General features: G+C 68.5%; 20 protein-coding genes, 1 tRNA gene and 1 pseudogene. 5 read left to right on the plus strand and 17 right to left on the minus strand.

Annotated features, from left to right (window positions below):
* Positions 1-302: 302 nt before the first annotated feature.
* The 3 genes from ASJ79_RS19890 to ASJ79_RS19900 all read right to left on the minus strand — a co-directional run bounded on the left by ASJ79_RS19890 (position 303) and on the right by ASJ79_RS19900 (position 3,094).
* Positions 303-581 (minus strand): hypothetical protein, encoded by a 279-nt coding sequence (locus ASJ79_RS19890; protein WP_156448535.1) that lies wholly within the window; start codon positions 579-581, stop codon positions 303-305.
* Between the two features lie 398 nt (positions 582-979).
* Positions 980-2,053: a dihydrodipicolinate reductase gene (locus ASJ79_RS19895; RefSeq protein ID WP_067958893.1), complete on the minus strand. Its 1,074-nt coding sequence runs from the start codon at positions 2,051-2,053 to the stop codon at positions 980-982.
* A 12-nt stretch (positions 2,054-2,065) separates the two neighbouring features.
* Positions 2,066-3,094 (minus strand): Rieske 2Fe-2S domain-containing protein, encoded by a 1,029-nt coding sequence (locus tag ASJ79_RS19900; RefSeq protein WP_067958900.1) that lies wholly within the window; start codon positions 3,092-3,094, stop codon positions 2,066-2,068.
* Between the two features lie 70 nt (positions 3,095-3,164).
* Here ASJ79_RS19900 and ASJ79_RS19905 point away from each other — a divergent pair, with 70 nt between their 5' ends.
* A complete protein-coding gene (locus ASJ79_RS19905) occupies positions 3,165-3,788 on the plus strand; it encodes a TetR/AcrR family transcriptional regulator (RefSeq protein WP_067958903.1) in 624 nt (207 codons plus the stop codon).
* A gap of 2 nt (positions 3,789-3,790) precedes the next feature.
* Here the strand turns inward: ASJ79_RS19905 and ASJ79_RS19910 are convergent.
* The 3 genes and pseudogenes from ASJ79_RS19910 to ASJ79_RS19920 form a co-directional block, all read right to left on the minus strand.
* Positions 3,791-4,117: pseudogene (locus ASJ79_RS19910) on the minus strand (branched-chain amino acid transporter permease).
* Positions 4,110-4,811, minus strand: a complete 702-nt coding sequence (locus ASJ79_RS19915) for an AzlC family ABC transporter permease (protein WP_067958965.1) — start codon at positions 4,809-4,811, stop codon at positions 4,110-4,112. Before ASJ79_RS19915 ends, ASJ79_RS19910 begins: the two are co-directional and overlap by 8 nt.
* 2 nt (positions 4,812-4,813) lie before the next feature.
* On the minus strand, positions 4,814-7,429 hold the full coding sequence (locus ASJ79_RS19920; RefSeq protein WP_067958906.1) for a M4 family metallopeptidase: 2,616 nt from the start codon (positions 7,427-7,429) through the stop codon (positions 4,814-4,816).
* Between the two features lie 106 nt (positions 7,430-7,535).
* Between ASJ79_RS19920 and ASJ79_RS19925 the strand changes: the two genes are divergently transcribed.
* Together ASJ79_RS19925 and ASJ79_RS19930 are read left to right on the plus strand one after the other, a co-directional pair.
* Entirely contained in the window at positions 7,536-8,507 is a 972-nt protein-coding gene (locus ASJ79_RS19925; protein ID WP_067958909.1) for an aldo/keto reductase, read from the plus strand.
* 39 nt (positions 8,508-8,546) lie between these two features.
* Positions 8,547-10,169, plus strand: coding sequence for an alkaline phosphatase D family protein (locus ASJ79_RS19930; protein ID WP_067958911.1), 1,623 nt, complete (start codon positions 8,547-8,549; stop codon positions 10,167-10,169).
* Positions 10,170-10,172: 3 nt separating this feature from the next.
* On the opposite strand, the gene ASJ79_RS19935 is transcribed toward ASJ79_RS19930, so the two are convergent.
* Together ASJ79_RS19935 and ASJ79_RS19940 are read right to left on the minus strand one after the other, a co-directional pair.
* Entirely contained in the window at positions 10,173-11,621 is a 1,449-nt protein-coding gene (locus ASJ79_RS19935) for a peptide MFS transporter (protein WP_067958913.1), read from the minus strand.
* Between the two features lie 55 nt (positions 11,622-11,676).
* On the minus strand, positions 11,677-12,624 hold the full coding sequence (locus tag ASJ79_RS19940) for a mechanosensitive ion channel family protein (RefSeq protein ID WP_067958915.1): 948 nt from the start codon (positions 12,622-12,624) through the stop codon (positions 11,677-11,679).
* 77 nt (positions 12,625-12,701) lie between these two features.
* Between ASJ79_RS19940 and ASJ79_RS19945 the strand changes: the two genes are divergently transcribed.
* Positions 12,702-13,406, plus strand: coding sequence for a proteasome protein (locus ASJ79_RS19945; protein WP_067958919.1), 705 nt, complete (start codon positions 12,702-12,704; stop codon positions 13,404-13,406).
* On the opposite strand, the gene ASJ79_RS19950 is transcribed toward ASJ79_RS19945, so the two are convergent.
* Both ASJ79_RS19950 and ASJ79_RS19955 read right to left on the minus strand, forming a co-directional pair.
* On the minus strand, positions 13,394-13,729 hold the full coding sequence (locus ASJ79_RS19950; RefSeq protein WP_067958922.1) for an STAS domain-containing protein: 336 nt from the start codon (positions 13,727-13,729) through the stop codon (positions 13,394-13,396). The two genes, ASJ79_RS19945 and ASJ79_RS19950, sit on opposite strands and share 13 nt — an antisense overlap.
* 3 nt (positions 13,730-13,732) lie before the next feature.
* On the minus strand, positions 13,733-16,219 hold the full coding sequence (locus tag ASJ79_RS19955; protein ID WP_067958926.1) for a SpoIIE family protein phosphatase: 2,487 nt from the start codon (positions 16,217-16,219) through the stop codon (positions 13,733-13,735).
* Positions 16,220-16,502: 283 nt separating this feature from the next.
* Between ASJ79_RS19955 and ASJ79_RS19960 the strand changes: the two genes are divergently transcribed.
* On the plus strand, positions 16,503-17,072 hold the full coding sequence (locus ASJ79_RS19960; RefSeq protein ID WP_067958929.1) for a DUF2231 domain-containing protein: 570 nt from the start codon (positions 16,503-16,505) through the stop codon (positions 17,070-17,072).
* 69 nt (positions 17,073-17,141) lie between these two features.
* On the opposite strand, the gene ASJ79_RS19965 is transcribed toward ASJ79_RS19960, so the two are convergent.
* The 7 genes from ASJ79_RS19965 to ASJ79_RS35150 form a co-directional block, all read right to left on the minus strand.
* A complete protein-coding gene (locus tag ASJ79_RS19965; RefSeq protein ID WP_067958932.1) occupies positions 17,142-17,357 on the minus strand; it encodes a hypothetical protein in 216 nt (71 codons plus the stop codon).
* Positions 17,358-17,764: 407 nt separating this feature from the next.
* Positions 17,765-17,838 (minus strand) — tRNA-Ile (locus ASJ79_RS19970).
* A 38-nt stretch (positions 17,839-17,876) separates the two neighbouring features.
* Positions 17,877-18,719, minus strand: coding sequence for a carboxymuconolactone decarboxylase family protein (locus tag ASJ79_RS19975; RefSeq protein ID WP_067958935.1), 843 nt, complete (start codon positions 18,717-18,719; stop codon positions 17,877-17,879).
* 7 nt (positions 18,720-18,726) lie between these two features.
* Positions 18,727-20,100 carry a metallopeptidase TldD-related protein gene (locus tag ASJ79_RS19980; protein WP_067958937.1) on the minus strand — a complete coding sequence of 458 codons (1,374 nt, stop codon included), beginning with the start codon at positions 20,098-20,100 and terminating at the stop codon, positions 18,727-18,729.
* Positions 20,101-20,103: 3 nt separating this feature from the next.
* Entirely contained in the window at positions 20,104-21,618 is a 1,515-nt protein-coding gene (locus ASJ79_RS19985) for a TldD/PmbA family protein (RefSeq protein WP_067958940.1), read from the minus strand.
* 19 nt (positions 21,619-21,637) lie between these two features.
* Positions 21,638-22,486, minus strand: coding sequence for an energy-coupling factor transporter transmembrane protein EcfT (locus ASJ79_RS19990; protein ID WP_067958944.1), 849 nt, complete (start codon positions 22,484-22,486; stop codon positions 21,638-21,640).
* Positions 22,483-23,373, minus strand: a complete 891-nt coding sequence (locus ASJ79_RS35150) for an ATP-binding cassette domain-containing protein (protein WP_369803722.1) — start codon at positions 23,371-23,373, stop codon at positions 22,483-22,485. The genes ASJ79_RS19990 and ASJ79_RS35150 overlap by 4 nt, the downstream gene beginning before the upstream one ends.
* Between the last annotated feature and the right edge of the window lie 33 nt (positions 23,374-23,406).

Consider the following 23,406-nt stretch of genomic DNA (forward strand, 5'->3'; position numbering starts at 1 on the left):
ACCTAGAGCACCCGACCGCGTGCGCGTCCCCCTTTGCCCTGCGGACACACCGAGAACACTTGAGACTCAACCAAAAACACCGCTGACCAGCGAGAAGGCGCCCACTAAAACACTAGGAGCGCCACATGTGTTCGATTATGCCAAAGGGGTCTGACAGGAGTCGCCCAGCAACCTCCGCCCAACACACCTGGCGCGATGTCCGCAAGTTGCCAGCAAATCACCCTAGCCCCAGGCGTGCAGGTGTTAGCGTGCTTGCACAGCAGAGACTAAAATGGGCTTTCATCATTGGGCTTTGCCGTCCGTCACGACGCTGCGGCAGCCGTCGCCGCAGTGGCCGCAGGTGCCATCATGGCAACACCTGTCGAGCGGCACCCGGCCGCTGCAGGTGAGGCCACCGCAACGCCGAGGACGAACCGGTCTCGACAGCCGATCAGATCGACCAGGACTTCCTGGCGTTCCGCAACGCGGTGCGGACCGACTTCCACGAGTTCGCCAACGAGCTCGGCTAACTCGGCAAGCAGTTGTACATCGGGTTCAAACTTCGGTGAGAGCCTGGTGGCCAGCGCGGTCTTCAACGGCACCGACATGCTCCGCGGCGAAGGGGTGCTCAAGAACCTCGGCGACATCGCCTACGACGTCGTCCTGGCCGACCGCGCTCCGACGACCGACCGCAGGGCTGGCGCGAACCACTGCCGCCGCAACCGGGCCGGCCCCTCGTCGTCCCGTTCCCCGACAGACCTGCACCGGATTCAGACTCCGACGAACAGAGCGACGACAACAATGATCCGGACGATGAAACCGATACTGACACAACAGAAGACGAGGAGGGAATCGACGACGAAGTCACCGACGAGCCGGAGCAGACCCTGCAGGACGACGAAGAAGCCGAAGAGGTCGATGCCGAGGAGCCGAGCGAGGCCACCGACACCGATCCTGAGTCCGACGGCGACGAGTCCGACGAGGGTGGCGAGACTACCGTCTAGAGTTTGAAGCGGCCCGCGAAGCCGCGCAGCGGCAGGTCCGCCGAGGTGATGATGCCCGGCCGTGCGGCCACCACCGACGAGATCGCGCTCAGTGCAGGCATCCCCGTCACCGTCATCCCGATCGACGCGAAGTTGGCGGGGTCGGACAGGTCGACACCGGGCTTCGGGAAGATCATGTGCTTGTTGTAGATGTTCGGGTCGCCCTTGATCTGGGTGATGTAGCAGCCCTTGATGTCCCAGCTCGGATCGGTGTGCGGCGTCATCTGCCACTCGAGGTGCGTCTCGACGCGTGGCACACCGTCGACCATGCCCTGATATTTGATGTAGTTGCCGCCCAGTGATCCCTTGGGCAGCTGGTACCAGCCGAGGTCGACGTCCTTGGTGCACGCACCCAGCTCGTAACTGAACGTCACCTCGTCGAGCGTCAGGTCGAAACAGTCGGCCATCAGGTACACACTGTCGGCGAACACCCGGGTGTACTTCTCCAGCTTGCTTGGGATCTCCGGATCGTCCACGGGCCGGCCGTATCCCACCTCGATCCAGGTGTCCTTCGAATGATGGCAGGACACGTCCACCGACTCGATCGTGGTGATGTTCTCGATCTCGGCGACGTCGGCCGAGCACACCACACCCAGGATCTGGTTCAGACCTGGATTCATGCCGGTGCCGTAGAACGTCGAACCGCCCTTCTCGCAGGCCTCCTGGAGCAGCTGGGTGACCGGCTTGCCGGACGGGTGCGGGTGGTTGCGGTCGCGGTGCCAGCCGGTGATCCAGTCCGCGGTGGTGACGATGTCGATGCCGGCCTCGAGCACCTTGACGTAGAGGTCCTCGTCGGGGAAGACGCCGTGGAAGGTCACCACGTCGGGCTTGGCCGCGATGATCTCCTCGACCGTGCCGGTGGCGATGACGCCGTTGGGCGCCAGCCCGGCGAGTTCACCGGCGTCCTTACCCACCTTCTCGGGCGAATAGCAATGCACGCCAATCAGTTCGAGGTCGGGACGGTCGGCGATGCGTTTGATCATCTCCGCACCGACGTTGCCGGTGGCAACCTGGAAAACCTTGATCGTCATGGGGAAGCCTCTCTAGTGGGCGGATCGGGCGGCCAGCTCGGCGGCGCTTCCGCCTTTGCCGTCGGGGTAGAACTTCATGGCCCACCTGCGGATCGCGGTGAACCCTTCCATCTCGGAGCTCGCCAGTGCGGGCGGATCCGAGTAACGCTGGTGCGCCCAGATGTGGATGTCCTGGCGGAACTGCCGGATCACCTCGGCGCCGAACTCCTCGGCCTTGACCCGGGCCCGCTCGGGATCGCGCACCTCGCCCTTCGGCTTGCCGATGTACACCATGAACCTGACATCGGAGGTGGATTCGTCGACCGGCGTGATGGCCGAGATGGTGCGGTTGTCGATCATTCCCCAGCTCTTCGTCACCGCGATGCCGAGCCCGCCGTTGATGGCCTCGACGCCGCTGTTGACGTCCTCGATGCGCTGGCCGTCGTCACCTTCGAACGTGATGGTGAAATCGACGTAGGAGATCGGCTCGTCGAAGTCGTGGCGGGTGAAGACCGGAGTGATGGGCGTGCCGTGCACGTACTTGAAATGTGCGAAGTCCACCCCGTTTTCGAGCACGTACTGCGGGTGCATCTCCAGTCCCCGCTCGAACAGGCGCTGTTGCGGGTAGTAGTCGTCGCGACCCGAACCGTCCCGGAAACCGGCGAAGACGTCCGGGGCGTCGAAGAACGGGGCCCGGTTCTCCAGGTCGTGCCAGATGTAGATCGACTCGTTGCGTTCGACCACCGGATAGGTCTTGATGCGACGGCCCCGGTTGGGCCGGTCCTCGTACGGGATGCAGACGTTGCGGCCCTGCTGATTCCACTGCCATCCGTGGAACGGGCACTGCAACACCTCGCCGTGCACGCTGCCGCCGAAGCCCAGGTGTGCTCCGAGATGTTCGCAGTAGGCGTTCATCACGGTGATCTGGCCGGACTCCGAACGCCAGGCCACCATCTCCTGGTCGAAGTACTTCATGGTGTGGACATCGCCGACCCCGATCTCGTCGGACCAGGCGACCTGGAACCAGCCAGTCGGCTTCATCGACAGCGGCGGTTTGGCCATGCGGTGAGGATAGAACAGCGGACCGAAGAAACATAGTGGGTTCTACGAAACTTTCGATAGGCTGCCCAGCATGACCGAGCTTGCCGCCTCCGCGCGGCGACCCAACCGGCGTGGTCAGGCCACCCGGGCCAACATGCTCGAGGCTGCGCTGAAGTCGCTGGCCTCGGGCGAGCCCGGATCGGTGTCGGCAAACAGGATCGCCAAGGACATCGGCGCCACCTGGGGCGCGGTGCAGTACCAGTTCGGCGATGCCGACGGCTTCTGGGCGGCGGTCCTGCACCGCACCGCCGAGCGGCGGGCCGACGTGTTCGCCGCGGTCGACCGGGACGCACCGTTGCGCGACCGTGTCGCCGGCATCATCGACACGCTGTACGACGGTCTGGCGGCACCGGATTCACGCGCGATCGAGAACCTGCGCGCCGCACTGCCCCGCGATCCCGCCGAACTGGAACGGCTGTATCCACAGACCGCCGCCGAGCTGCACTCCTGGGGGCAGGCGTGGCTGGAGACCTGCCGCGACGCGTTCGCCGGCCTCGGCGTCGACCCCGAGCGTGTGCGTGAGGTCGCCACCCTGATCCCCGGCGCGATGCGCGGCCTGGTCTCGGAGCGCCAACTGGGTTCCTACGCCGACCTCGACGTCGCCCGTCGCGGACTGACCAACGCGCTGGTCGCGTATCTACAGGCGACGGACTGACCTCATCCCCACACCGACATCAGCGTCACGTAGCACGTGGTGCCGACGAGAATGCTCAGCAGCGCGTGGCCGCGCCAGAGGTGCAGTCCGGCGGTGACCGCGACGGCGACCGCAAGAAAGCCCAGCTACGCCGGGGTGTCGCCGGCGACCGTCCGCACGGTGTAGACGGCCAGGATCAGCATCACCCCGACCGGCATGTGCACGCTGAGGTACTTCACGACCCGGCTGTGCCGCATCGGCGCCAGCACCGCGAACGGCAGCGCTCGCAACGCCCAGGTCACCGCCGCGCTGACCGCGACCAGCACTGCGATGTACGCGTTGTCAGCCACGATCGGCCCTGCGCTGGAACAGCATCCGGACCAGCAGCACGCCCGCGAACGCGGCGAAGGCGACCACCAGCATCTGCCCCGGCGCCACCAGCCAGGCCGCGACGGCGCACACCGCCGCGACGCCCGCGGTGATCCGGTCGGGCCGCTGACGGTACGCGTCGATGCCCAGCACGATGAACAACGCGGTGAGCGCGAAGTCGAGCCCTTCGAGCCGCTCGATGGGCAACGCTTCCCCGACCAGTCCCCCGATGGTCGCACCGGTCACCCACAGCAGATGAAAACACAACTGCATCACCAGGATCGGCCGAGTGGACCACGACCGTGCCTCCGGGCTGACACCGACGGCGTACGCCTCGTCGGACAGCGTGTAGGTGCTGTAGAGCTTGCCCGCGGCGCCACGGACCCGGTGCAGTGGGAACGACAGCGCATAGAACACGTGCCGCGAGTTCACCACGAACGTCGTCAGCGCGACCGTCACGATCGGCGCCGCCGACGCGGCGAGGTGAACCATCAGGAACTCCAGTGAGCCCGCATAGATCACCGCCGCGAACACCGGGGCCCACCACCACGCCAGTCCGGCGTGCACCACCAGGAAGCCCAGCGCCATGCCGAGCGGGATGAACGCGAGCCCGATCGGCGCCGACAAGCTCAGCACTCGGCGCAGCGAGCCGTCGGATTCCGGAGCCGGCGGCACCGTCACACGGCGATGGCCACCGACGGTGCGGCGCCGTAGATCTCGACGGTGTCGAACGCGCGGGCGATCGCCGTCAGCTGTGCCGGTGTCAGCCCCTGCCCGCGGGCGGTGCTGAGCACCGCGGCCCGGCCGTCGACGAACCGGGCGGTGCTGCTCAGCCGCCCGAGCGAGTGGTAGAACACCGTCGCCCACGTTTCGTCGCTGACCGCATCGGTGGCGGGGTCGGTCATCATCAGGTACGCCGCGTGGCTGAAGATCGTGCTGTTGACGTGCTCACCGCGGTCGTCGCCCTCGCCGGTGTACCGCTGGCTGTAGCGGTCCCGGTAGGGCCCGAAGCCCGTGACGATCGACGCCGGGTCGGCCAGGTCGCGCACGGCGCCCAGTTCGGAGTCCTCGCCGACGAGCCAGCGGCCCGCACCGGTCTTGCCCTCGATCAGGACACCGAAGATGTCGCTGTAGGCCTCGTTGAGGGCCCCGGGTTCATCGAAGTCGAGGACGGGGCCGCCGTCGCCGACCACATGGGACGTCACCGCATGGGCGAACTCGTGGGCGACGACGTCCAGCCCGGCCTGCAGGTAGCCGCTGTCGCCGAACGCGAACAGCTGCCGGTTCGGATCCCAGAACGCGTTGGCGTATCCGGCGGTCGACATCCGCGGGTTGTAGCGGATGCTGACCGAGATCCGTGCGCCCTCGCCGTCGAAGGACGTCCGGCCCAGCACTTCTTCGAAGTAGTCGTACACCAGCGCCATGTTGGCGTGCGCCGACACCGCGGCGGCATCCCAACCGAACAGCCCGCGCTTGACCACCGACCCCGGCAACCTGGGGTTGCCCAACCCGAACAGCGTGTAGGTCGTCTTGTAGGTGGTGATGTTCCTGGGCGCGTCGATCAGCTGGTAGGTCCGGAACCACCACACCTTGCGGGTGTCGACGGTGAAGAGTCGCGACTCGCCGAGCCAGTCCTTGGCGAGGCTGATCGAGGTCGCCGCATGCGCGTTCGAGGACGAGACGATGACCGAACCGGCCGACGTGCCGTCGGCGTGGATCAGGTAGGTCGCACCCGACGGTGCCAGCTCACCGGTGTCACGCGCCACGACGGCCACCCGCCACGCCAGGCTGGAGTTGCCGTCGTCATCGGTGAACACCACCAGCTCTTCGGCGAAAGCGCTTGCGGTGAGGAACTTTCGGAGAATACGGGCGTCGGCGCCGGACCCCAGGTAGGCCGAGCTCGCGATCAGGCGCACCTCGGCGTCCTCGTCGACGGACGCGTCGGGCGTGACGTCGAAGCTCTCCCCCAGCCCGCGGTAGTAGTTGAACACGCCGGTGACCTCGCCCGCGGCGTTGGTCACGAGGATCACCTCGCTGCCGAGAACTTTGACCGGACCGACTTTTTCGGTGAAGCGGTAGAAGATTTCGGCGGACTCCCCGCGGCCCACGGTGGAGGCGGTGATGGCTGACGGGTCGGCGAAGCCCGTCCACGCGCCCAGTGCCGGCGCCAGCGAGTTCAGCACCACAGCGGCATCCGCGGCGTTGACCACCAGCTGGTCGGTGAATCGGCCGTCGATGACACCGACCCCGCCGTCGCGCCCCGGCGTGACGGCCACGCCGTCGCGGGCCAGCAGCTCGCCGACCTCGAATCCGGACGGAATACCCTGCAGACCAAGGGAACTCGCGTCGATGACCACGGTCACCTCGGCCGGTCGGGTGAGCCCCAGCAGCCCGAGCAGCCCGTGCACGTGGAACGGGTTGCCGGTGGTGTCGTCGATGCTGACGGTGAAGCTGTCGGCGCGGCCGCCCGCCGCGGCGCCCGGGATGTAGGTGAAGCCGCCGGAGGTGTCGAGCACGACCCGTCCGTGGGCCGGTCGGGCGGTGACGGTGTAGGTGAGCGCCACATCGTCGTAGTCGGTGGCGTTCAGGTTGCCGGTCACTTCGCCGTCGGGTCCGGGACCTGACGTGGTGACCTCGGCGGTGGGACGCTGGTTGTTCCAGGTGTACTGGGACTGCCGCACCGCCAGCCACAGCGATTGCACCAGCGCCGACACCGGCGTGGCCGGGGCGGGGCCATCGTCGGCGAGCGGACGCAGCCCGACCCAGGTGAGGACGTCGGTGACCATGCTCTCGACCGTGACGGGCCGTGAGCTCACCGCGGTGCGCAGCGCCGAAGCGGGCGCGGGCGCGGTGGTCGTCTCGGTGTCCGGCGCCGCGTCTGTCGGCGCCTCCACCGGAGCGCCCGCCGCGTCGACGTCGCCGGGCTCGTCGGCGTTCTCGGTTTCGTCGGTCTCCTCCGTCGTGTGCTGCTGCGCGCGAGCGCGCGACCGGCGGGACGGCTGGTCGTCGTCGGCTTCCGGGTCGACTTCGGCCTCGACGTCGTCGGGATCCGTCGCATCGTCGCCGGCGTCGTCCACCTCGTCGTCGGCCGGGTCGACCCGCTCCGTCGTCGAGACCTCGGTGTCCTTGTCAGTGCCGGCGGTGTCCGGCGACTGCGACGTGCCGGATTCGGGCGCGGGGCCGGCTGCGGCGGTGCCCTGGCCGGCCACCATGCCCAACCCGAGACCGACGAGCACCACACCGGAGTACAGACCGCGCAACGATCCGTGCGGTGATGTCGGGCACCGGTCCACGTTGACCCCCCAGCGTTGACGTAGCCTGCCGAACCTACCATTGCGTCAGCAAACTCTCGGACGTTTGGCCTGGTGACGCGCCCCGGATCGGCCGTACCGTTGGCACATGAAATTCCTCGACGTCGACGGAGTGGGACGGGTCAGCAGGATCGGCCTGGGCACCTGGCAGTTCGGGTCCCGCGAATGGGGCTACGGCGACGACTACGCTGCCGGCGCCGCGCGGGAGATCGTCACGAGGGCGCTGGAGCTCGGGGTGACCTTGTTCGACACCGCGGAGATCTACGGTTTCGGCAAGAGCGAGCGGATCCTCGGTGAAGCGCTCGGCGCCGAGCGCACGCGGGTCGCCGTGGCCAGCAAGGTGTTTCCGGTGGCCCCGTTCCCCGCGGTGGTCAGGCAACGCGCCCGCGCCAGCGCGCAGCGGCTCCAGCTCGACCGCATTCCGCTCTACCAGGTGCACCAGCCCAACCCGGTGGTCCCGGATTCTGTGATCATGCCGGGGCTACGCCGGCTCCTCGACGACGGTGTGATCGGTGCCGCCGGGGTGTCCAACTACTCCCTGGCACGCTGGCGCAAGGCCGACGCCGCACTGGGCCGGCCGGTGATCAGCAATCAGGTGCATTTCTCACTCGCGCATCCGGACGCCCTGGACGACCTGCTGCCGTTCGCCGAACGACACAACCGCATCGTGATCGCCTACAGCCCGCTCGCGCAGGGCCTGTTGGGGGGCAGGTACGGCGTGGACAACCGGCCCGGCGGTGTCCGGGCCGTCAATCCGCTGTTCTCGACCGAGAACCTGCGTCGGGTGGAGCCGCTGTTGCACACGCTGCGCACGGTTGCCGCCCAGGTAGGCGCCGAACCTGCCCAGGTGGCGCTGGCGTGGCTGATCGCGCTGCCCGGCGTCGTGGCGATCCCGGGAGCGTCGAGCGTCGAACAGCTCGAATTCAATGTCGCCGCCGCCGACATCGAGCTCACCTCCGAGGCCCGCGACGAGCTCACCGCGGCCGCCCGGGCGTTCAGCCCGGCACCGGCACGACAGGTGCTGGCCGACCTGGTGAAGGAGAAGTTCGGCCGCGGCTGATCAGCCGGTGCCGCCTGTCGCGCGGCCTAAGCTGGTTCGGTGACTCTTGTTCTCGGCCCGGTGCTGCGGCATGTCGGCGATACGACCGCCCAGGTGTGGGTTCAGACCGACGCGCCGGCCGAGGTGGAGGTTCTCGGTTGCTCGGCGCGGACCTTCGAGGTCGAGGGCTTCCACTACGCGCTGGTGCCCGTACGCGGTCTGGCTCCCGATTCGACGTTCGAATACGAGGTGCACGTCAACGGTGTGAAGGTGTGGCCGGAGCCGGATTCTGAGTTTCCGCCCAGCATCATCCGGACCCGGGGACCCGACAGCGCCGACCGGCTCCGGGTGGTGTTCGGGTCCTGCCGTTATCCCAGGACCGGTGACGCCGAGCTGGACGAGAAGCTCGGACTGGACGCGCTGGACTGCTATGCCGCCCGGTTGACGGCGCTGGATGCCGACGAGTGGCCCGACGCGCTGCTGCTCCTCGGTGACCAGGTCTACGCCGACGAACTGACTCCCGAAGCCCGCCGCCGTCTGGCCGGCCGGCGCCGGACCGGCCGGCGCCCGCCCGACGAGGTCGTCACCTTCGCCGAGTACGAAGGTCTGTACCGGCACACCTGGGGCGACCCGGAGATCCGCTGGATCCTGTCCACCCTGCCGACCGCGATGATCTTCGACGACCACGACATCCGGGACGACTGGAACACTTCGGGGGCATGGCGGCGCGAGGTCAACCAGAAACCGTGGTGGCGGGACCGCATCCGTGCCGGTATCGGCTCCTACTGGGTGTATCAGCACATCGGCAATCTGAGCCCCGACGAACTCGCCGCCGACGAGGACTACCGGAAGGTGACGGCCGCCGACGGCGACTGCTGGCACCACCTGGTGGAACTGGCAGACCGGGCCGACAGCGAGGTCGACGGCGACAAGGGTCTGCGGTTCAGTTTCCGCTGGGATCTGGGCCGTAGCCGTCTGATCATGGTGGATTCGCGCAACGCCCGCATCCTGGACAGCGGTGACCGGAAGATGCTGGGCGACAGAGAGTTCCGCTGGCTGGAGGAACAGGTCGAGGACGGGCTGGACGCGCTCGACCATCTGCTCGTCGGAACCTCGCTGCCCTGGCTGCTGCCGCCGGCACTCGGCGATCTGCAGACCATCAACGAGTTCGCCGCCAACCGCGGCGGCATGCGTGGCGCTGTGGCCGAAAAGGTCAGGCAGACAGCCGATCTGGAGCACTGGCCGGCGTTCTTGCAGTCATTCCTGCGACTTTCGGAACTCCTGCACACAGCGGCTTCGCAGCCGTCGGAGGGACCCGCGACGGTGTCGGTGCTCTCGGGCGACGTCCACCACAGCTACGCCGCGCGCGCCGACTTCCCCGATGTCACCACCACACGGGTACACCAACTGGTGTGTTCACCGGTGCACAACTACGTCCCGGCACCGCTCAAACCGGCGCTCAAACTCGCGTGGTCGCCGCGTGCGGCACGCCTGACCCGGCGCTGGGCCCGGCGTTCGGGCTCTCCCGGTCTGCCGATGTCGTGGCGCAACCTCAGCGGCCCCTTGTTCGGGAACACCATCGCCAGCTTCGAAGGCCACCGGCGAAGGGCGCGAGTCGTTTTCGAGCAACCCGACGACCACGGCGAGCTGGTCTCCGTCGCGACGGTGGCGCTGACCGACTGACGGTCAGTGCACGCCTTCCATGTGTCGGCTGATCCACGGCGACACCGCGAACACGATCACACCGACCGCGACCGCGACCCCGCCGAGGACGCCGAAATAAGCGACCTCGCGGGACGGGTCGTAGTAGCCGGCCAGCACCCCGGACATCGACGTGCCGATACCGACGGAGAAGAAGTACAGCGCCATCATCTGCGCCCGGAACGCCTCGGGCGCGAGCTTGGTGGTGACCGACAGCCCGATCGGTGACAGCAGCAGCTCGGACACCGCGAAGACGCCCAGCACCACCATCACCAGCAGGGCAGGCACCGCGCTGAAACCGGCGAGCGGCACGAAGCACAGGAACGCCAGGCCCATGCCGATGACGCCGTAGGCGAACTTGCGCGGGGTCGTGGGAGCCCGGTTCCCGAGCCGGGTCCACATCGCCGCGAACAGCGGTGACAGCGCGATGATCCAGATCGGTTCGATCGACCCGATCCAGTTCGACGGCGCGATCCAGCCGAAGACCGACCAGTTCATCCGTTCGTCCGAGTACACCGCCAGCACGGTGAAGATCTGCTGGAACAGCGACCAGAAGACAGCGTTGGCGACGAACAACGGGATGAAGGCGCGGACCCGCACCCGTTCCGGCGCGCTGACCCTGCCGCTGCGCAACATGATCACGAAGTACGCGATCGACGCGACGACGATGACCCCGGTGGTGACCTGGGACAGGTTCGCCAGCGTCACCAGTTTCGAAGCCACCGCCACCGCGACAACCGCCAGTACGAGGACGAACGCGCCGGCGGTTCTGCCGACGGCGCTGCGCGGCAGCGGATTGGGTACCTCGCGCCCGTGCTCACCCAGGTTGCGGCGGAACACCACGTACTGCACCAGACCGAGCGCCATGCCGACCGCTGCGGCCCCGAACCCGTAGTGGAAACCGATCCGGGTCTGGAGCAGGCCGGTGATCAACGGACCGACGAACGCGCCGAGGTTGATGCCGAGGTAGAACAGCGTGAACCCGCCGTCGGCGCGGGCGTCGCCCTTGGCGTACAGCGTGCCCAGCAGGGAGGAGGCGTTGGCTTTCAGCGCCCCCGACCCCAGTGCCACCAGCACCAGGCCCACGCCCACCCCGGCCAACCCGGGCAGGACCGCCAGCGCGATGTGGCCGAACATCACGACGACACCGCCGTAGAAGACCGTGCGCTCCATCCCGAGGAGGCGGTCGGCGATCCATCCGCCGAGCACGGTGGACAGATAGACCAGGCCGCCGTAAGCGCCGACGATGCCGGTCGCGGTGCTCTGCGGCAGCCCCAGCCCGCCGTCGGTCGCCGAGTAGTACAGGTAGTAGCCGAGGATGGTCAGCATCCCGTAGAAGGAGAAGCGTTCCCACAACTCGACGCCGAACAGATTCGTCAGCCCGATCGGGTGCCCGAAAACGGTGCGTGACGCCGTCTGGTCGGTGGTGGTCATAGAGCTACTGTCTGCCTGATGCGCCTTCCCGACAAGGCCCCGACGGTACGCCCGGCTATTCGCCGACGACGGCCTGCACGCGGCCGCTCGGGTAGGGCAGGTCGATCCCGTGTTCGTCGTAGGCCCGCAGGATCGCCCGCCGGAGCTTTCGCTGCACAGCCCATTGAGCATTGGGCCGGACCTTCACGGTCATCCGGAGCCTGATCAGGTCCGGCGACAATTCCTGCACGCCCAGCATCTCCGGCTCACCGAGCACCTTGCCGGCCAACTGCGGGTCCGCGACGGCTTCGTGGGCGGCCTCGACGGCCACCTGCTCGGCGCGGTCGACGTCGGCCGACAGCGAGACCGGCACTTCGATCCGGGCGACGGCGTACTCCTGGCTCATGTTGCCGACCCGGGCGATCTCACCGTTGCGGACGTACCAGAGCGTGCCGTCGATGTCGCGGACGGTCGTGATGCGCAGCCCGACGCTCTCCACCTCACCGACCGCTTCGCCCAGGTCGACGGTGTCGCCGACACCGTACTGGTCCTCCAGCAGCATGAACACGCCGGTCACGAAATCCCGCACCAGGTTCTGCGCGCCGAAGCCGATCGCGAGGCCGACCACACCGGCCGAGGCGATGAACGGCGCGATGTTCACGCCCAGCACGTTGAGGATGGCCAGCACGGCCCACACCAGCAGCACGATCGACACCGTCGACTTCAGCACCGAACCGATCGTCTGGGCGCGCTGCTGACGCCGCGCGATGACCTGCTCGTTGCTTGCCGAGGAGGGCACGCGGTCACGCAGATACCGCACCAGTGGCGGCGTCTTGGCCCGCTCGGTGTCGCCTGCGGTGCGATCTTTGCGTGTTCGCGCAGTGGTCGCACGGTCGATCATGCGGTGCACGATGAACCGGATGACAAGGGCGACGACGAGGTAGGCGACGATCCTGATCGGAACCTCGATGAGCCAATGCCTACTGGTGTCCGTCCATTCGAAAGCCAAAAGGGAGACATCCATGTGTCCCCACCCTAGGTGACGGAACCCGGTGCCCCATCCCGGCGGGGGTGCCCCGCGGGGCGTGGCACGATCGGGTCGTGACTGTCGTTCTGGCGCTGCGATGCGCAAACGGGGTGGTGCTGGCCTCGGACTCTCAGATCACCGATCCCGGGCGCGGACTGACCTATCCGGCGCAGAAGCTGCACCCGCTCGGCACGCATGCGGCCTGGGGTGGCAGCGGTTCCCGCGCGGTGCTCTACGACATCGAGCAGGTGTTCACCGAACGGCCCGACTCGGTGCTGGAGGCCGAGAACGTCGGGCACGCCCTGCAGGCCAGCGTGTTGCCGATCCTCAAGCACCACTACGCGAGTTTCATCGCGGACGTGCCCGGACAGGGCGCCGGTGGTACTCCGGCGACGTACGTGCTGGCCGCCGGCTATGTCGGGGAACGGCCGTTCATCATCGACGTGGACCCGAACGGGTTGATCGGGCACCACGAGGAGACGGGATTCCAGGCCATCGGCAGCGGCGCCGCGATGGCCCAGCAGGCCCACGCGCTGCTGACGCATTTCCAGGTGTCAGGGCGCGATGTGGACTACGGGGTGGTCGCCGCGCTGCGGGTACTCGAAGCGCTCGACGCGTCCTCCCCCAGCGTCGGCGGCCCGATGGACATCTGCCGCATCACCCCGGACGGGGCGAAGCACCTGACCCCGGACGACGTGAAAGATGTTCGGCGACACGTGAACCGATGGGTGGAACTCGAGCAGCAGGCGCTTGACCGACTGTTCGATCAGCTCGACTGATTCGCGTCGGTCGGCGCCACTTCGACCGTCACCAGTTCACTCAGGCCGCTGACGGTGCACACCGTGTTCAGCAGAGGGTGGACGATGACGGTGTCGATCTGCTCGGCGTGGGCGGACAGTACGTTGATCGCGGCGCTGTCGACGTATTCGACGGCGCCGAGGTCGGCGACGAGCCGTGCCTGACCACCGGCGGCCTCGGCCGTCGCGGCCGCCAGCGCCCGTTTCAGCTCCTCGACGTTGCTGAGGTCGATCTCACCGGCGGCGACCACGGCGACGGCGCCGTCGGGCCGCCGGCTGATATCGATGGTGAGCTCGGTGGGCATCGGTCAGATCCTCGCATAAAGCCGAACGGTGGTTCCAGACGAATCATGGTGGATCGCCACGTCGTTCATCAGACTCCGCATCAGGCCGATTCCCCGGCCACGATGGACGTCCCGGGCGGGCTGCGGCAGTTTCCATGAGCCCGAGTCGACGATCGTCAACTGCACCCGGTCCACCATCGCCGTGGCGTTCAACCGGATCGTGCCGCCGGGACTGTGGCGGTGGCCGTGCTCGATCGCGTTGGCGACGGCCTCACCGGCAGCGACCAACACGTCCATCACCCGTCCGGGGTCGAGCCGGGCGCTGGTCAACCATTTGCGCAGCGCACTGCGGGTCGGGGCCAGGTGGCTGACGTCGGCGGGAAAGCTCAGCTCCAACGGGGCGGGATGCCGGTAAAGCAGCAGCGCGACGTCGTCCTGATAGCCGGCATCCGGCGCCATCCGCGACATGATGTGGTCCGCCAGCTCCTCCAGGGAGGACGCGCGGCGCTCCGCGAGGAGCTCCGCGGCGCGGGAGATGCCCTCTTCGAGCAGCACACGCCGCCGCTCGACCAGACCGTCGGTGTAGAGGAGCAGCGTCGCTCCCGCCGGCACCGTGATACGGGCTTCGGGGCGGTGCCAGCCGACCCTCAGCCCGAGTGCGATGGTGTGTGCGTCACCGAGGAGCTGCACGGTGCCGTCTGCGTGGACCAGGATCGGGGGCGGGTGCCCGGCGCTGGAATACACGAGTTCACCGGTCGCGGGATCGAGCACCGCGCACACCGCCGTGGCGCATTGAGCACCGGGAAGGCGCGCGGCGAAGCGGTCCATGCCCGCCAACGCGGCCGCGGGACTGGGATTGTCGAACAGCAGGGCCCGGCAGGCACTGCGCACCTGGCCCATCACCGTCGCCGCGGGCAGTCCGTGCCCCACGCAGTCGCCGACGATCATCGCGATGCGTCCGTCGTCCAGATCGACGACGTCGTACCAGTCACCGCCGACCTGCAGCGGCCGGCTGGCCGCCTGATAGCGCACCGCGAAGCCGTGCGGAAGATCAGCGGGCCCGAGGATCGCGTGCTGCAGCGCCAGGGCGGTCTCACGCTGTTGATCCACCCGGTGCACGCGTTGCAGACCCTGGCTGAGACGGCCCGCCAGCACCGTCAGCAGGGTCTGGTCTTCGAGGGTGAACGACCGCTCGTCGGCCAGTTCGATCCAGACGACCAGCACTCCTTCGGGATGCTGGATCGCGATCCCGGCGGTGCCGGGCTGCGACGTGTAGGGCGTGAGCAGGTCTGCGTCGCGAACGGTGTGCAACGCCTCGCGGGTGGGCAGCGGTAGGTCCGCCCACTGCACGGGCTCCCCGACCGACACCACTTTCGGCGCGGTGTCCGGTGAGACGGCGTGGCCCGGGAACGTGACGGCCAGGACGCGACGTGCCCGCCACAGCCTGCGTAATTCCTCGGTCGCTGCGATCAGGGCGGAGTCGACCGAATCCGCTTGCGCGAGTTCCTGATTGAGTGCATGCTCGCGGCCGGCGGCCAATGCCAGCGCGATCGCCGCGTGGCGGGCGAAGTCGCTGACGAGCTCGAGGTACGCGTTGTCGAACGCCGGCTGGTGGGGACGACGCGCGACGGCGATGACGCCGAGCACGGCCTCGTCCGCGATCAACGGCATCACGATCGCCGAGCGGTCGCCCACATCGGTGAATCCCTCGATCGGGTACTGGAACGAGTCGGTGATCAGCGGAAGACCACGACGCGCGACGCCGCCCGTGGTGGAGCCGTCCATGGGAACCTGGCGACCGATCACCTCCGAGGCGTACCGTCCGGCGGTGGCCGCCACGACGAGGGTCTCCACTTCACCGGCCGGCAGGTCTGACTCGACCGGGACCAGCAGGATCGCCTGCTCGGCATCGGCGAGCTCGAGCGCCAGATTCACGATGAGCTGCAACGGTCCGGTCTGCGGGTCGCCGGACAGCAGCGCGGTGGTGATCTCGCGGCTGGCCCTCGTCCACTTCGCGGACTCGCGTTCACGTTCGAACAGCCGCGCGTTGTCGATGGCGGCCGCGGCCGCGGTCGCCAGCGCGCGCACCGCGCCTTCCTGCGCGTCGGAGAACACCCGGCCCGGCTGGTCGTCGACCAGGTAGAGCACGCCGAAATCGGTTCCCCGCACCGTGATCGGTATGCCGAGCAGAGCCCGCATCGACGGCTCCTGCGAACCCGGCCCCGGATCGCGTCCGAGGTCGTCGAGGCGGACACCGTCACCGACGGCCAGTTCGCCGAGTCGGCGGGCGGCGGCCTCGTCCATCCCCTCGCAGACGAAGCTTGCCAGGCTGCCGTCGGCGGCCCTGATTCCGAGCGCGCCGTAGCGGGCACCGCTCAACTCCATGGCCCCGCCGACGATCCGGCGCAGGGTCACGTCCAGGTCGAGATCGGAACCGATCGCGACGATGACCTCAACCAGACGTTCCATCTGGTCACGGGCAGCGACGAGGTCCTCCGGACGTTCCTGCATCCGGCTCACCGACTCTCACCGGGGGAAGGCGGGAGGCCCGTTCGCTGCATGGACTTAACCTAGACCTTCTTCCTAGATTCCCCGTCCGGACACCGATGCGTCGCGCGGCCCGCCGGCGCCGGCCGCAGAAGGTGTTCGTTTTCTGGATAGGCCCGGTCGTTTACCGCATCGCGCGCAGCCGACGTCCGCGATGACCTTTCCTCGCAACGCATCCGGTGCCGAGGTAGCCTGCGTGGTTCCGCGGCGCCGGGACGGGGTACCTCCGCCTCCGAGGAGGCCCACCATGAACGTTCACTCGCTGCTTCGGTCCGCAGAATCAGTCAGCGCGGTCGATGGACCGGCCGAACGCGCCGCCGACACGGTCGACCGACTACTCGGCGACGGCCGGATCGCAGCGGCGTTGCGGGGATCATGGCTCGGCCATCCGGTCCACCCGCTGCTCATCTTCCTGCCGTTGGGTTCGTGGACGACCGCGTTGCTGTTCGACGTGGCGTTCCGGGATCACACGACGGCGCGTCGACTGCTAGGCGTCGGACTGGCCGCGGCGCCGCCCACCGCATTGGCGGGGTGGGCGGATTTCGCGCTGCTCAACCGTGAGCAGCGACGGGTGGGGTTGATCCACGCGGTGACCAACGCCGTCGCGATCGGGCTGTTCGCGCTGGCGTACCGGGCACACCGGGCGCAACACCATCGTCGTGCCACCGCGCTGACGGTGGTTGCGTTGGTCGTCGTCAGTGTCGGCGGCGCCCTCGGCGGGCACCTGGCCTACGCGCAGGGCGCCGGGGTGCATCGGTGGCAGGCACCGCATCACGGCAGAGACCTGATCTCCTACGCGCGCGGCCGGGCGGCCTGAAACTGCTCGTACCGCACCCGGACCTCGTAACCGTCGGGGGACAACACCGCAGCCACGTGAAGCTGGACCTTAGCGCCGGCCCAGAATCTGATTCAGCGCGAGGGCACACAGCAATTGCCCGAGCAGGCCGTCGGCAGGGATTGCCGTGATGACCAGACGCACCTCGTTCAACTCAATCAGCGTCAGGTCCAGGACCGAACAACTGGCCTGTTGACTGGCGAACTGAAATTGCGCCTCACCGACCGGCCCAGATTTTCGACAGGTCAACGAACTGACCTCGGGCACGCGAGCGGTTCGGCCGGTCGATCTGTCAAGCAGATATCGACGAACGCACGGTTTGCTACGATCTGCGCCGTGGGCAAATTGACGTTCGCGACAATCGGGCTCCTCGTTGTCGTTGGCGTCGCCTTGGCTCCAGCGGCGAACGCCGGGCCTCTAGCGCCCACACCGCAGAGCTCGGCATGCGACTCCAATTACTCCGGTGCCTGCGTACCGGTCGATAGCGATGTCGACTGCGAAGGCGGCAGCGGTAACGGTCCGTCCTACGTTTCAGGACCAGTGACTGTCATCGGAGACGACATCTATGGGCTGGACAACAACGGCGATGGAGTCGGCTGCGAGTCGTAGCGACGCCGCCGTCGGCACACCGGACGGCAGCCGCCGCAGATGACGCTGAACTCGAGCTGTAGATGTGGGGCGGGCGGGGCTCGAACCCGCGACCAATGGATTATGAGTCCACGGCTCTAACCGACTGAGCTACCGCCCCGGCGCGACTGCGCGGCCACCATGGTCGCATACGGCCACTCAGGCGAATATGGTCTGGCCCCGTTCGTCGACCTCGTAGCGTTCGGTGCCTTCGGTCACCCGCGGCGCGTCGGCGCCCAGCGACACCGCGATCTTGTTGGCGGCGTTACGCATCACGTCCAGCGTGAGCTCCAGCATCTGCTTGCCGGAGAAGTGGTGGCGCACGCCGTCGGCGACCTCCGCGTCGATCCGCGACGGCGACCAGATCAGCGCATCGACGTACCGCAGTGCGGCCTTGTGCGCGTCGGTCAACCCGTCGGCGGTCTCGAAGTCGGTGATCTGGCGGTACAACTGCTCCGAACCGCCCGCCTCCAACGCGCGGGCTTCCCGCAGCGACTTGCACAGCCGGCAGTTGTGCGCGTCGGCCCCACGCAGTCGCACCACCTCCGTGGTGACCGGGTCCAACTCGCGCAGCCGCGCCACCGCGGGCACGAACCCGCCCAGAAGCGCGCCGACCGGATCGGTCTGCCGGTCGATCTGCACCTCGGCCGTCCAGCCCGGCCTGCCGAGACCGAGCGCCTCGCACCCGGCCCACACCCGCGGCAGGAAGTCGGCGATGAAGATCGCGACCACCACCCGAAATGCCTTGTCGCCGAACGCATCAATGAAACGCTCGCGCTGGTTGTCCCCGATCCCGGTGACGTCGACGGCGAACTGCTCGGCGAACGCGGCGAGTACGGCATCCTGTTCGCCGTGCTCGTCCGGCACGTCGACCGGAAGTGGTAGCGGCGGTAGCGACAGCGCGCGCCCGCATGTCAGCCGGATCAAGGTGTCGGCTCGCTCCTGTCCCGAGGACAGCGCGGCCAGTCCGGCCAACCGGTCCGACAGCTCACGCCTGGTCATCTCCGCATTATTGCGCCTGACTGACCGAAGACATGTGAAAGTCGGGGATCCGCAGCGCCGGCATCATGGCGCGGGTGGCCCAGTCGCCCCACTCCCGCGGCAGCGTCACCTCGCTGACCCCGGCCTCGGTGGCACGGCGCAGCAGGTCCAGCGGGCTCTCGTTGAACCGGAAGTTGTTGACCGCGGCAGCGACCCGGCCGTCCTCGATCAGATACACCCCGTCGCGGGTCAGCCCGGTCAGCAGCAGCACCGACGGATCGACCTCACGCATGTACCACAACGTGGTGAGCAGCAACCCCCGCTCGGTGCCGGCGATCATCTCCTGCAGGCTGGCCGTGCCGCCGGTCATCAGCAGGTTGTCGGCCGCCACCGCCACCGGTTCACCGAACTCCGCGGCGGCCGCCCTCGGATAGGCCAGCGCATTGACGGTGCCGTCGCGGATCCAGTCGACCCGATCGATCGGCATGCCGTTGTCGAACACCGACGACCGTTCCGACGAACTCGTCGCGGTCACGAACGGCGAGCATTCCAGGCCGGCGGCGCCGGGATCGGAGTACAGCGTCAGCGGCAGCGACGTGAGCCTCTCCCCCACCCGGGTACCTCCCCCGGGCGCGGCCAGTGCGGTGCGGCCCTCCTGCGCGCCGCGGCCGCCCATCGACCACATCAGGTAGATCATCATGTCGGCCACCGTCGACGGCGGCATGATCGTCTCGTAGCGCCCGGCCGGCAGCTCCACGCTGCGCTGTGCCCACGACAACCGGGTCGCGAGGTCGTCGAGCATTGAATCAGTCGGCACATCGGCGAAATCGGCGGTGCTGACACCACTCCAGGCGCTGGCCCCGCCGCGTTTGGCGTTGATCTCCACCGAGCCGGTCGGCTGTGTGAACCGTCTGCGCAGACCTGTCGAGGTCGCCACGAACGTCGTCTCCAGCTCGTGGCGGGCGAACCCGAACAACGTGTCGGGGCCGCGGAACCCACGGGCCAAAGCCGTTGCCACACTGCCGAACACCTCGGCGCCGGTGCGCGGGATGTCGGCGTCCCAGTCGGCCGGGGTGTCCCCGGCGGGCAGCGCGGGCGCGTTGTCCCGGGCCGGTGGCGCTGCCACGGCCGCGTTCTGGGAGGCGGCCACCAGGTCGGTGATCACGGCCGGATCCACCGAGCTGGAGCGTACCGAGCCGACGTGGGCGTCCTCACCCTTGCGCACCACGGAGATGACGGTGGTGGTGCGACTGGTCGATTCTCCGTTGGTCGTCATCGTGTTGTTGGCCCACCGCAGCGACGCGTCGACCCGGTCGGTCACCAGCACGATGGTCTCGTCTGCCCTGCCCAGCCGACGCGCCTCGTTGAGCGTGACCTCGATCACCAGCTGTGCCCCGATCATGTTCTACCGCCCGCCCTCTTCGCGCGTGTTGAGCACGTTGACACCCCGGAACAGCGCCGACGGGCAGCCGTGACTCACCGCGGCAACCTGACCGGGCTGGGCCTTGCCGCAGTTGAACGCGCCGCCGAGACGCCAGGTCGACTGTCCGCCGACGGCTTCCAGCGCACCCCAGAAATCGGTCGTGGTGGCCTGATAGGCGACGTCGCGCACCTGACCGTCCAGCCTGCCGTCGCGGATCCGGAAGAAGCGCTGACCGGTGAACTGGAAGTTGTACCGCTGCATGTCGATCGACCAGCTCTTGTCACCGACGATGTATAGCCCGTTGGACACCCTCGCGATCAGGTCCGCCGTGCTGAGATCCTCGGGACCGGGCTGCAGGGACACGTTGGCCATCCGCTGGATCGGGACGTGGTGCGCGGAGTCTGCGTAGGAGCAGCCGTTGGATCGGCTCACCCCGAGCCGGGGCGCGAACACCCGGTCGAGCTGGTACCCGACGAACACCCCGTCGCGCACCAGATCCCAGCTCTGCGCGCGCACACCCTCGTCGTCGAAACCCACCGTCGCCAGCCCGTGCGCCACGGTGCGGTCGGCGGTCACGTTCATCACCGGTGAGCCGTACCGCATGCGTCCGAGCTTGTCCGGTGTGGCGAACGACGTTCCGGCGTAGGCAGCTTCGTAGCCGATCGCCCGGTCGTACTCGGTGGCGTGGCCGATCGACTCGTGGATGGTCAGCCACAGGTTGGTCGGGTCGATCACCAGATCGGTCGGTCCGGCGACCACCGTGGGCGCCTTGACCTTCTCGGCCAGCAGCGACGGCAGTTCCGCCAACTCACCGGACCAGTCCCAGACCTCGTCGCCGGCAACGGCTTCCCAGCCCCGGGCCGTCGGCGGCGCCAGGGTGCTCATCGACTCGAACGATCCCGCGGCCGCGTCGACGGACACCGCATCCAGGCTGGGCAGCACGCGCACCCGTTGCTGGGTGATCGACGAGCCGAACGTGTCGGCGTAGAAGGTCTGCTCCTTCGCGGTGTTCAGCCACGCCGACACGTGATCCACGCCGTCGGAGGCCAGCAGCCGCCCGGAGTAGTCCTCCAGCACCGCGATCTTGTCCTGCGTCGACACGCCGAACGGGTCGATCGCGTAGTCCGACACCCAGGTGACGTCCCGGTAGACCGGCTCGGGTGCGAGCTCTATGCGTTCGGCGTTCAACGGCGCCAGCGTGCTCGCCACCCGGACCGCCCGGCGGGCGGTGTCGGCGGCCGCCGCGGTGTCCAGCTCCGCGTGTGAGGCGAACCCCCAAGTGCCGTCGACGATCACCCGCACCGCCAGCCCGATCTCGTAGTCGGTGACCGCTGTCTCCAGCGCGCCGTCGCGCAGCTGCACGGATTCGGTGGTGATGGCGTGGATGCGGAGGTCGGCGTAACTGGCGCCGGCCTGGGTCGCCGCGGTCAGTGCGGCATCGGCGAGCGCGTGGCGCGGCAGCGCAAGGAAATCCGGGTCGACGGTTCGGGCTGTCACGCCTTCACACCGTAATGGGTCAGCGCCGGCTCGCGCTGGTGCCCAGGATGGTCAGTTCGAGCGCCAGCGCGATGCCGCACACCAGGATGACGACGGCGAACGCGACCCAGTCGCGGCGTTTCGGCCCCGACGGGGCCGCCGAGATCTGCCCCGCTCCACCGCGGGCGGTGATCGCGTCGCCCATCTCGTCGGCGCGGCGCAACGCCACCGTGACCGCGGCGGCCAGCAGATCGATCAGGCCGGAGGCCCCCCGGCGAAAACGTGTGCCGCGGCGCCTGTCGGGCTCACGCGGCCGCAGGCGCCGCGCGGCATACAGGACGCTGAACTCGTCGACGAGCATCGGAAATGCCCTCAGCGCCAACGCCAGCGCCACCGCCCAGTCGTCGACCGGGATTCGCAGCGCGCGCAGCGGACGGCCCAGTTTGGCCACCGCGGGCGCGACTTCGGCCACGTTGGTGGTCCACGACACCATCGCGCCGAGGCCCAGCAGCACGATCGACAGCGCGGTGATGCGCAGGAAGTTCAGCAGACCGCCGAGCCCGACCTCGACCCCGCCGATGCCGATCACGGGGCTGCCGCCGGCGAACGTCGCGGTGACCGCACCCAGCAGCAGCAGGAGCCAGAGCCAGGCCGGGATGGTGGGCAGCACCCCGCGCGGGATGCGGGCGATGACGGCGCCGGCGACGACCAGTACCGCGACCGCCCCGATCGGCACCCATCCCGGGTAGAACGTCAGCAGCACCCCGATCGCGGCGACGATCAGCAGTTTCGAGCCCGCCCAGAGCCGGTGCATGACGGTGTCCCCGGGCACCGGCCGCAGCAGCACCACCTGCCTGCGAGGCTTGCGCGGCGCCGCGGCGGCGGTCATGAGCGTCCTCCTGCCGTCGCCGACGCCGGTGTGAGCACGCCGTTCTCCAGATGCACCGTGCGCGGGCACAACCCGTCGAGACCGGCGAAGTCGTGCGAGATCACGACGATGGTGAGCCGCTCACGGCGCCTGAGGTCTTCGAGCAGCCGCAGCAGGCCGCGCTGGGACTCGGCGTCCAGGCCGGCGAGGGGTTCGTCGAGGATCAGCGCCCGGGGTGAGCGGGCCAGCAGGCCGGCCAGCACGACGCGCCGCATCTGTCCGCCGCTGAGCTGGTCGATGCGGCGCATCGCCAGGGCAGGATCCAGTCCGACACTGGCCAGCGCGGCGATGACACGCCTGCTGTCGCGCACCGAGAACCCCGCAGCCGAGGCGATCTCGTGGGCGACGTGGCTGCGCATCAGCTGCAGCCGCGCGGCCTGGAACGAGATCGCAACAGCGCCAACCTGTTCGGACACGGGTTTGCCGTCGAGCAGGCAGCTGCCCGTGGTGGGCACGGTCAGGCCCGCCATGATCCACGCCAGGGTGGACTTGCCGGAACCGTTCAGGCCGTGGATCAACACCCCGTCGCCCTCATGGACGGTGAGGTCGATGCCCTGCAACGCGGTCTTGGCCCACGGTGTCCCGCTGCCGTATTCGTGGCCGACGCCGGCGAGCTCCAGGACCGGTGCGCCCCGCGGCCTGTCGCCGGCCGGCGCGGGGGCCGGCACGTCGGCCTGCTCCACCATGTGGGTGTTGTCGGCGGCACCGTTGCCGGCGAGCATCACGGCGCGGTCGGCGGCCTCGGCCTCGTTGTTGTAGTGCGTGATGTGCACCAGCGCGGTGTGGTGGCGTCTGGTCAGGCCGGCCAGCACCGACATCAGCGCCTCGCGGCCGCCCTGGTCGACCATGCTGGTGACCTCGTCGGCCACCAGCAGCGACGG

This window comes from Mycobacterium sp. NAZ190054 (assembly GCF_001545925.1).
In the GTDB taxonomy this organism is placed as follows: domain Bacteria; phylum Actinomycetota; class Actinomycetes; order Mycobacteriales; family Mycobacteriaceae; genus Mycobacterium.